Source organism: Streptomyces bobili, from assembly GCF_002154575.1.
Classification (GTDB): Bacteria; Actinomycetota; Actinomycetes; order Streptomycetales; family Streptomycetaceae; genus Streptomyces; species Streptomyces bobili.
In genome coordinates this window covers 1-9,979 of sequence record NZ_MUBA01000377.1, presented here as the reverse complement: position 1 = coordinate 9,979, position 9,979 = coordinate 1, and the positions used below count along the sequence as shown (strand labels likewise).

The following is a 9,979-nucleotide window of genomic DNA, read 5'->3' as shown; positions in this document are numbered from 1 at the left end:
CGCGGTGATCACCCGCGACCGGCCCGACAGCCTGCTGCGCACCCTCGACGCGCTGGCCGCGCTGCCGGAACGCCCGCCCGTCGTCGTCGTCGACAACGGCTCCGACGAGGCGACCCGCGCGGTGGTACGCGCGCACCCGGCGGCCGTCCGCCTCGTCCGGCCCGGCGCCAACACCGGTGCCGTGGGCCGCAATCTCGCGGTGCGGGAGGCCGCCACCGCGTACGTGGCGTTCAGCGACGACGACTCCTGGTGGGAGCCGGGAAGCCTGCGCCGCGCGGCGGATCTCCTGGACGCGTATCCCCGGCTGGGCCTGGTGGCCGCGCGCACCCTGGTCGGCACCGACCGGACCGAGGACCCGCTGAACGCCGTGCTCGCGGCCTCGCCCCTGCCGTTCGAACCCGACCTGCCGGGGCGTCCGGTGCTGGGCTTCCTGGCGTGCGCCTGCGTGGCGCGCCGCGACGCCTTCCTCGACGCGGGCGGCTACCACCCGCTGCTGTTCTTCGGCGGCGAGGAGACCCTGCTCGCCTACGACCTCGCGGCCGGCGGCTGGGGCGTCACGTACGAGCCCTCGCTGACGGCCCGGCACGCTCCCGAGCCCGGCGGCCGGAAGGGGCGCAGTCATCAGGTGCGGCGCAACGAGGTGCTGACGCTGGTACTGCGCCGCCCGCTCCCGGTCGCCCTGCGGGCCGGCGCCCGGCTGGCGGCCTCCGCGGTGAGCGGCGAGCCCGGCGCCCGCCGCGCCCTGCGCGAGGTCGCGGTCCGGCTGCCCGCCGCGCTCGCCCGGCGCCGCCCGCTGCCCACGCACGTGGAGCGGGCGGCCCGCCTGCTGGAGCGGACCGATCCCGTCACGGCCGAACGGAGGCCGGTATGAGCGAGGACCCGAAGGACGGCCGCACCACGGTCGTGGTCATCACCCACAACCGCCGCGACGAACTCCTGCGCACCCTGACCAGCCTGCGCGAACTGCCCGAACGGCCGCCGGTGATCGTCACCGACAACGCCTCGGGCGACGGTACGGCCGCGGCGGTGCGCCGGGGCTTCCCCGAGGTCCTCCTGCTGGAGCCGGGGACGAATCTCGGCGCCGTCGGCCGCAACCTCGCGGTACGCCATGTCCGCACGCCGTACGTGGCGTTCTGCGACGACGACACCTGGTGGGAGCCGGGCAGCCTGCGCCGCGCGGCGGACCTCCTCGACGCGGGACGGCGGCTGGCCGCCGTCACCGCCCGGATCGTCGTGGAGCCGGACGGCGGCGAGGACCCCGTCGTCAAGGAACTCCGGGAATCCCCGCTGACGGGTCCGGACGACCTGCCGGGGCCCGCCCTCGGCTCCTTCCTCGCGGCGGCCACCGTCCTGCGCGTCGACGCCTTCCGCGCCGCGGGCGGCTTCCACCCCGGCCTGTGGCTCGGCGGCGAGGAGGAACTCCTGGCCACCGATCTGCTGCGGCAGGGCTGGTGGCTGAGCTACGCCGAGGAGCTGACCGTCCATCACCAGGCCTCGCCGCTGCGGGACAGCACGGCGCGCCGGATCCTCGGGCTGCGCAACACGCTGTGGTTCACCTGGCTGCGCCGCCCGCTGCCGTCGGCGCTGCGGCGTACGGCCCATCTGGCGCTCACGGTCCCCCGGGACGCGGCCTCGGTCCGCGCGTTCGCGCACGCGGCGGCCGGACTGCCCTGGGTGCTGCGGCAGCGCTCGCCCGTACCGCCGGAGATCGAACACCGGATCGCCCTGCTGGAACACGCCCGGCGCTCGTCGCCCGCACGTCAGTACGTCGGATGAGGGTGCGGGCCCGTCGGCGCGGACACGGGGGCCGGGGTCGTTGCATCCGGTCGGCGGCGCTGGGCATGGTGGACGCCTTCGGTCAGGACGCGGCCGGCTGGTGATCCATCCATATCGGGAGGCGCCTCTCCTCATGATGTCCGATCAGCCCTGCCGGGCCGGCGAACCGCCCGCCCCGCTGATGATGAAGGCCTCGCCGCTGGACGGCGAGAGCCTGGGGCAGGTGACGTTCCTGCATGTGCGCGGCACCCTGGACGCCTCCAACGCCGACGACTTCTCCCACGCGCTCGCCTCGCATCTGGCGCGCGCGGAGGCCACGGAGACCCACGCCGTCCTCGACATGACGGACGTCTACCTGTCGAGCGCGGCCGCCGTGCGCGCCCTCGACCAGGTCACCCGGGGGCTGGCCGCGGCGGGCCGCCCGCTGCCGATCGTGCAGCCACGCCCGCATGTACGCGAGGCGCTGCGGCTCGCGGGGCTGCCGGGCATCAGGCCGCACGCCACGGTGGAGTCGGCCCTGCGGGGCCTCAGGTCCGCGCCCCACGCGGGCCCGGTGACGCCCGAGGCCGGGCCTCCGCAGCCGCCGGCGGTCGGGGATCTGCAGGCCGAAGTACGAGGGCTGCGAGCCAAGTTGCGCAGTTCGGCGCTGATCGGCGTGGCTCAGGGGATCCTCGTGGAGCGGTACGGGCTGCCGGGGGCGGCCGTCGCCTTCGACCTGCTCAGCGGCGCCTCCCAGCACTGCAATGTGCCGGTCCGGGTGCTCGCCTCCGCGGTGGTGACCACTCCCCCGCCGGGCCGGGCGTCCGCCTGGTCGGACCATCCACCGGTGCCCACGGCGCCGTTCCTGAGACACGCCGACGTCTCACCGGTGGAGCGGCGCCGGGTACTGGACGCCGCGGCCGTCGAGGCGCTGGCGGTGACCGGGGCCCGTTCCGTGGACCTGCTGTGCGCGGAGGAGGCGCAGGACACGCTGGTGCTGGAGGCGCGGTGCAACCTCGGCGAGGCCTTCGCCGACGAGTTCGCCGAGGTGTCGCACCTGTGGGCGCCGTGCACGGTCGCCCACACGACCCTGCGCCGGGTGGTGGTGGAGAGCGTGGCCACCGACCCGGTCTTCGCCGGCCCGCGGATGCGCGAGGTGCTGCTCGCCGAGGGGACCCGCTCCCTGTACTGCGCGCCGCTGATCGGGGGCGCGGGCACCAGTGTCGGGGTGGTCTCGGCGCACTGGCCGGCCGCGGGCCGGTGGCTGTCGGGCGCTCAGGAGCGGGCCCTGGAGGCGCTGGCCCGCGATGTGGCGACCTGGCACGAGTGGTACCGGCGCAGCGTGGTGGCCGACGCCCTCGACCATCTCCACCGCAGGGCCCGCCCCTGAACCGGGTGACGTCCCGTCACGGGGAACGCACCAGGCTCGCGATGTGGGCGGTGACGGTGTCGAGGATGCCGGTCCAGACGGTCTCGTCGCCGAGCACCAGGTAGTTGAGGGTCAGGCCGTCGGTCATGGCGGCCAGATAGCGGGCCAGGACGGGGACGGGCACGCTCAGCCGGAGGTCCATGCTCGTGCGCAGCTGCTCGATGAGTTCGGCGTAGGTGTCGGCGTACAGCTCGTACTGGCGTCGCGCGAGGTGCTCGAATCCGGGCCGGCGCAGGGCGTACTGGGTCAGTTCGTAGGTGAGCATGTGCTCGTCGGGCTGGGCCCGGACGTGGTCCCAGTACGCCTGGAAGCCGGCCCGGACGGTTTCCTCCAGCGTCGCCCGCGGGCGCAGGGCCTCCCGGACGACCGTGACGTAGTGGTCGGTGATCGTCGTGATGACGGACTCGACGAGGGCCTGCTTGGAGTCGAAGCAGTAGTGGAAGACGCTCAGCGACACGCCCGCCTCGGCGGCGATGGACCGGGTCGTCGTCCTGGCGACGCCGTCGCGGGTCATCGCCCGGATCGCCGCCTCCGTCAGCTGCCGGCGCCGTTCGGCCGACGGCATCCGTGCCATGTGCGTGTCCTTCGGGCTCGTGCGGCCCGCCCGCGGTGCGGCGGGCGGGCCGGTGGGACGTGGGTCAGCCGCTGTGCACGCCGACCTCGTGCAGCGAGTACCCCCACTCCGTGCCGCGCTCCACACCCTGGACGCGGACGTAGCGGGCGGGGGTGCCGGTGAAGCGGGCCGTGTCCAGGCCGCCGTCGCCGGTCGTCGTGGACCAGGCCGTCCGCCAGTTCTGACCGTCGGCGGAGAGTTCGATCCGGTACGACTTCCCGTACGCGCGCTCCCAGTCGAGGGTGACGCGGCCGACCAGGCTGGTGGCGCCGAGGTCGATCCGCAGCCACTGGTCGTCACTCCAGTCGGCGGCCCAGCGGGTGGCGGGGTCGCCGTCCACCGCGCGGCCCGCGGCGTAGTTCGTCACGGGGTTCCACTCCTCGGAACTGGCCGTGGCCGCCGCGCCCTTGGCGAGGTTGACGCCGGCCTGGTGCTTCTCGGTGCCACCCCAGGTGCCGAGGTAGGACTCGGCGCCCCGCAGGAGATCGCCGACCACGTCCTGGCCGCCGACGCGCCGGATGTCCTCGATCCAGTCGGGGATCATGCCGGCGTGGGCGGCGCCGTCGGTGTTGTAGTCCCAGGTGCGTGCGCCGGTGGTCTGCCGGTCGACGAGGGAGCCGCCGTCGGCGCTCCTGAACGGGTAGGTGACCGGGTTCGAGGTGCCGGCGCCGCGCGGGGCGGGGTGGTCGCCGATGCCGTTGAAGTCGGTGCCGTAGCCGTAGCCCACGTCGTACTTCTCCCGCAGCGCGTCGGTACGCTCGGCCTCGGCGCTGAACTCCTCGGAGCCGTGCATGTACTGGGCGACGAAACCGCCGAGGCCGTAGACCCGCTCGGTCCAGTTGAGGTCCATCCAACTGTGCGAGGAGAGCACGCCGGGGTAGGAGGCGGACTCGAAGATGTCGAGGACGCGGCCGGTCGCCTTGACGCTCATGTGGTCGATCTCGAGCATCATCTTGCGTTTCATCAGGCCGCGTACGGCGTACTCGCCGAGGTCGGTGAGCCCGCGGACGTTGCACTGGGCGTTCTCGTCGTAGGCGGGGACCTCGGTGCCGGCCGGCAGGTCCTTCTCGGCCTCCGACGCCGCCTGGCCGATGGGGTTGTCCTTCTGCGGACCCGTGCACTTCTCGGTCCGCCAGAAGGTACCGGTCGACAGGAACTGCCCGACGTTGATGGCCGTACCGAGTCCGTGCTCGTCGAAGCGGACGCCGCACAGCGCGTTGTCGAACTTGTGGCACAGGAACATGCTGCGCACACCCAGCGCGTACAGCTCGTCGAGCCCGGCGTCGATGTCGGCCTTGCTGCACTGCCCGATGTCCAGGATCTGCTTGCAGCCGAACGGCTCGGAGGTCTCCACGCCCAGGATGACCGCGAGCTTGCCCTGCTCGATGACCTGGCGGGCCTGCGCGCTGTCGGTGACGATCCGGAACCAGCCCTTGCCCGTGCCGCCGTACTGCTTGTCGATGTACGCCTGGAGGTCGTACGTCAGCTTCGCCTGGAGGCGGATCGACGTCATCTCGTCGCAGCTGCGGTCCTTGAAGGGGTAGACCGAGCAGATCATGCCGTTGGTGACGAGGTCGTTGACCAGGACGCGCTGTCCGCCGCGCCAGGCGCGCTCCACCCACGCGTAGTAGTTCGCCTGATGGGTCATCGAGTCGTACGCCGGCCAGTCCTTGAACGTCGGCCAGCCGACCGGGTCGTGCCTGCCGTCACCGCCGTGCGTGATGTAGTCGAAGATCGCGAGCGTGCCGTCGGGGTAGTGCTCGGGACAGTCCTTGAGCGCGTCGGCGACGCCTGCCTCGGAGAACACCTTGCCGCAGATCAACCGCCCGCCGAAGGCCTCGTTGGAGAACAGGTGGTTGTGCGCGTCGACGAACCCACGCACGTCGCCCGCGGAGTCGGTGCCGGTGAAGGGCGCCCCGGTGACGTTGATCTGCGAGTCCGGCGCAGGCCGTGCGGTGGGGACCCACCACTCGGCGCCGGCCGCCGAACTCGGCGTCGGCCCGAAGGTCATGGAGAGTACGAGAAGGAGCAACGACACGACGGTGATCTGCCGGTGTCTGCGGTACGGGCGTCCAGCGATGGTCACTGCCCACGTCCCTCGGTCGGCGGGAGCGCGCGGTCGACGAGCCGGGACGCCAGGGATCCGAGGACGCCCACGACCCACACGGGATTGTCATGACCGCGCAAGAGATGCGACGAGGATCGCTACTGGCGGGTTACGAGTCAAGAGTCCGGGACGATTGACCTGATGGGGAGGGGCGGTTGGGACCGATACGTACGCTCAGGGCCGTCTCCCGTCACCCTCCCCCCGCTCTCCCGCGGCTGCGTACGGCGCCGGCCGGGCGCGCAACACCAGGACGTCCGTGCGCAGTTCGTCGGCCGGGAGGTCCATGCCCGCCCACAGCGCCGCGGCGGCAAGGAGGTTGAGCGAGCCGTGCGGGGCACACTCGACGTCCGTGGCGATCCGGGGAAGGCCGGGCAGGCGCCCGGCGAGGGCGCGGGCCGCGGCCTCGGCGTCGGCCGCGTGCGGGTCACCGGCCGTGGGCACGGGCTTGCCCGCGCCGGACACCAGCGCCTCGGCCAGCAGGAGCCGGGGACCGTGCGGTGCGGCCCAGCGGTCCGGCCGGGTGGTCGCCCGCACACCGGGAACCGTCCCGGCCAGCCGGGCCAGCAGCCATCCGGCCTGCGCGATTCCCGTGGCCAGCGCACCGGCGCCGGCGCCCGCCGACCACGCCCGGTTCCCCTCACCGGTCCGCGCCCGGCCCAGCGCCGCCCACCCGTCGGCCCGGTCGGCCGCCGGGACCGGCACCGACATCGGCGCCTCCAGCACCAGCGCCGCCCGGCCGCCGGCGGCGAGCCGTTCGGCGAGGGCCCGCACCGCCGTCTCCGGGTCGCTCCCCTGCCCGGCGAGTGACGGCGCCGGAGCGTCGATCGCCGCCCAGGCGAACCGGCCCCGTGCCACCGAACCGATGTCGACCCCGACCACTCGCGCTTCCATGCGCCCAGTGCAGCACAGGAGTTGCCGGGACGGACATCCGGCAACGGGCGCCACGGCCCCGAGTCCCCGGGCCACGGCGGGCAGCCGGGTCCCGCGAATCGCGTTCGTTCGAAGAGGTGAACTGGTGTGCGCGCCGTGGCCGTTGGGACGTACGTTGTGCGGTGGAACCTGCACGCCTCGGCTGAAAGACGGACGCCACCCATGAGCGACTCAGCGACGACGCCCGGATCGTCGGTGCACCAGAAGATCGACACCTCGGTGCCGCACTCGGCCCGGATCTGGAACTACTGGCTCGGCGGGAAGGACAACTACCCCGTCGACGAGGAGGCCGGTGACGCGTACACCGCCGTCTTCCCTGGCATCGTCACCATCGCCCGCAGCAGCAGGGCCTTCCTGCGCCGCAACATCACCTACCTGGTGTCCGAGGCGGGCATCCGGCAGTTCCTCGACATCGGCACCGGCCTGCCGACCGCCGAGAACACCCACGAGGTCGCCCAGCGGATCGCGCCGGAGTCCCGCATCGTCTACGTCGACAACGACCCGATGGTCCTGGCGCACGCCCGCGCGCTGCTCTACTCCACCTCCGAGGGCGCGACCGCCTACATCGACGCCGACGTCCTCGACCCCGACCGCATCCTGGCGGCGGCGGCCGAGACGCTGGATCTGAGCACGCCCACCGCGCTCATCCTGAGCAACATCCTGGGTCACGTCTCCGACTACGAGCAGGGCCGCGAACTGGTGACCCGGCTCATGGGGGCCCTGCCGTCGGGCAGCTACCTCTCGATCAACGACGGCTCCCGAGGTGTCGACCCCGTCTTCGAGGCGGCCCAGGACGCCTACAACGCCAGCGGCGCCGTCCCGTACAACCTGCGGACGGTCGAGGACATCACCTCGTTCTTCGACGGGCTGGAGCTGATCGAGCCCGGCGTCGTGTCCGTGCCTCTGTGGCGTCCGGACCCCTCCGCGACCGCCCCGGAGATCATCGCCGAGCACGGAGGCCTCGCCCGCAAGCCGTGACCGGCAGGTACGGCGCGGCCGAGCACGGAGGCCTGACGCGAACCGTGACCGGTACGGTGCCGACGGCGGGGAACCCGGAGGGGAGCGCAGGCGTCTTCCTCCGGGAGCGGGCCGGGGGCCCTTCCCGCCCGTCGGCGACGGGGAACCTGGAAGCATCGTGAAACGGGGAAGCATCATGAGCGACAAGGCGCGCAAGCTGTTCGAGGCGCTGGACCTCGACGCGAACGGGACGCTGACCCGCGAAGAGGTGATCACCGCGCTGCGGACGAAGGGCCCCACCCTGGCCGCCAGGGGTGACCTGCCGGTCTGGGCCCTGGGGGACGCCGACGCCGCTTCCGCGCTGTTCGACGCGGCCGACCAGAACGGGGACGCCGTGCTGACCCTGGAGGAGTTCGCGGCGGTCGTGGACCGCCGATTCGGCTGGGCCTGACACCAGGTCCGCACCGGGCCGCACCGCGCTCACGTGGTCGGGGCCGCCCGGTGGTGCGACGCTGGACGTGACAGCTGTCGAAGGACAGACCCGGACCTCCGGGAGGCCCCATGGGGCGGGACGTCCCGGCGATGGTCTTCACCCGCGAGGACCGGCGCCGGTACCGGATCAAGATGCAGGAGTGCCTCGACGCGTTCGCCCAGATGCTGCGCGAGGCACGGTTCGCGTCCGAGCAGCCCCGGGTCGGGCTGGAGATCGAGCTGAACCTGGTCGACGAGGCCGCCGAACCGGCCATGCGCAACAGCGACGTGCTGGAGGCGATCGCCGACCCCGCGTGGGACACCGAGCTGGGCCGGTTCAATCTCGAGATCAACGTGCCGCCCCGCCGGCTGACGGAGGGCGGCCCCGACGCGTGGGAGTCGGAGATCCGCGCCGCCCTGAACCACGCCGACGAGCGGGCCAGGTCGGTCGGCGCGCAGCTGATCATGGTCGGCATCCTGCCCACGCTGCGGCAGGAACACATCGGCGAGTCGGCGCTTTCGGAGAACCCCCGCTACCGGCTGCTCAACGACCAGGTCTTCGCGGCTCGCGGCGAGGACCTGCGGATCGAGGTGGACGGCGTCGACCGGCTGCGCACCTACGCGGACACGATCACCCCGGAGGCCGCGTGCACCAGCACGCAGTTCCATCTCCAGGTCTCCCCGGAGGAGTTCCCCGCGTACTGGAACGCGGCACAGGCCGTCGCCGGCGTGCAGATCGGCCTGGCCGCCAATGCGCCGTTCCTGTTCGGCAGAGAGCTGTGGCACGAGACCCGGATCCCGCTGTTCGAGCAAGCCACCGACACCCGCCCGCAGGAGATCAAGGTGCAGGGGGTACGGCCCCGGGTGTGGTTCGGGGAGCGGTGGATCACCAGCGTCTTCGACCTGTTCGAGGAGAACCTGCGCTACTTCCCCGCGCTCCTGCCGCTCTGTGACGAGCAGGACCCGACGGAGACGCTGGAGCGCGGTGACATCCCCGAGCTGGCCGAGCTGAGCCTGCACAACGGCACGATCTACCGCTGGAACCGCCCGGTCTACGCCGTCGCCGACGGCACACCGCACGTCAGGGTGGAGAACCGGGTGCTGCCGGCCGGCCCGACCGTCGCCGACACACTGGCCAACGGTGCCTTCTACTACGGCCTCACCCGCGCCCTGGTGGACGAGGAACGGCCGGTGTGGTCGCGGATGTCCTTCGCCGCCGCCGAGGACAACCTGCACATGGCGGCGCGGCACGGCATCGAGGCGCGCCTGTACTGGCCGGGGATGGGCGAGGTGCCGGTACCCGAGCTGGTCCTGCGGCGGCTGCTGCCGCTGGCGCACCGCGGCCTGGAGCTGTCCGGGATGGACACGGCCTGGCGCGAGCCCCTGCTCGGCATCGTCGAGCAGCGCTGCGTCACCGCCCGCAACGGCGCGGTCTGGCAGAAGGAGATGTTCCATCACCTGACCGCCACCACCGGCGTCGACCGCCCCGAGGCCTTGCGGCGGATGACGCGGCAGTACATCGACTACATGCATCTCAACGCGCCCGCGCACACCTGGCCGGTCGACTGACCTCGCTCTCTCCGGAGCGCACGGGTGCGTGACGAACAGGTGGGGGGCCGGGCTGAGAGGGCATGTCCGCGGGCAGGGACTCGCGGCCCCGTCGCGCTGCACGGGTCAGGTGACCAGCTCCATGTCCCCCGGCCCCCCACCTGTTCGT

General features: G+C 72.8%; 9 protein-coding genes. 6 read left to right on the top strand and 3 right to left on the bottom strand.

Translation table 11 applies throughout. From position 1 onward, the window contains the following. From BZL64_RS27140 to BZL64_RS27130, 3 genes are all read left to right on the top strand, one after another. Positions 1–871: glycosyltransferase family 2 protein (locus tag BZL64_RS27140; RefSeq protein ID WP_086771813.1), on the top strand; the 871-nt coding region annotated here is incomplete at its 5' end. Beyond that, positions 868–1,776 (top strand): glycosyltransferase family 2 protein, encoded by a 909-nt coding sequence (locus tag BZL64_RS27135; RefSeq protein WP_086771811.1) that lies wholly within the window; start codon positions 868–870, stop codon positions 1,774–1,776. The genes BZL64_RS27140 and BZL64_RS27135, both read left to right, overlap by 4 nt. Positions 1,777–1,909: 133 nt before the next feature. Then, the gene (locus BZL64_RS27130) at positions 1,910–3,145 is read left to right on the top strand and encodes an ANTAR domain-containing protein (RefSeq protein ID WP_086771810.1); all 1,236 of its coding nucleotides are present in this window, start codon (positions 1,910–1,912) and stop codon (positions 3,143–3,145) included. A gap of 16 nt (positions 3,146–3,161) precedes the next feature. Here BZL64_RS27130 and BZL64_RS27125 read toward each other — a convergent pair whose 3' ends face one another. The 3 genes from BZL64_RS27125 to BZL64_RS27115 form a co-directional block, all read right to left on the bottom strand. Beyond that, positions 3,162–3,758 carry a TetR/AcrR family transcriptional regulator gene (locus BZL64_RS27125; RefSeq protein ID WP_086771809.1) on the bottom strand — a complete coding sequence of 199 codons (597 nt, stop codon included), beginning with the start codon at positions 3,756–3,758 and terminating at the stop codon, positions 3,162–3,164. 64 nt (positions 3,759–3,822) lie between these two features. Beyond that, the gene (locus tag BZL64_RS27120; protein WP_391008952.1) at positions 3,823–5,877 is read right to left on the bottom strand and encodes a galactose-binding domain-containing protein; all 2,055 of its coding nucleotides are present in this window, start codon (positions 5,875–5,877) and stop codon (positions 3,823–3,825) included. Positions 5,878–6,078: 201 nt separating this feature from the next. Further along, positions 6,079–6,795, bottom strand: a complete 717-nt coding sequence (locus BZL64_RS27115; RefSeq protein WP_143663324.1) for a hypothetical protein — start codon at positions 6,793–6,795, stop codon at positions 6,079–6,081. Between the two features lie 201 nt (positions 6,796–6,996). Here BZL64_RS27115 and BZL64_RS27110 point away from each other — a divergent pair, with 201 nt between their 5' ends. The 3 genes from BZL64_RS27110 (at position 6,997) to BZL64_RS27100 (ending at position 9,831) form a co-directional block, all read left to right on the top strand. After that, entirely contained in the window at positions 6,997–7,812 is an 816-nt protein-coding gene (locus tag BZL64_RS27110; RefSeq protein ID WP_086771807.1) for an SAM-dependent methyltransferase, read from the top strand. 175 nt (positions 7,813–7,987) lie between these two features. Continuing rightward, positions 7,988–8,242, top strand: coding sequence for an EF-hand domain-containing protein (locus BZL64_RS27105; RefSeq protein WP_086771806.1), 255 nt, complete (start codon positions 7,988–7,990; stop codon positions 8,240–8,242). A 110-nt stretch (positions 8,243–8,352) separates the two neighbouring features. Further along, positions 8,353–9,831: a glutamate-cysteine ligase family protein gene (locus tag BZL64_RS27100; RefSeq protein ID WP_086771805.1), complete on the top strand. Its 1,479-nt coding sequence runs from the start codon at positions 8,353–8,355 to the stop codon at positions 9,829–9,831. The last annotated feature ends 148 nt before the right edge of the window (positions 9,832–9,979 follow it).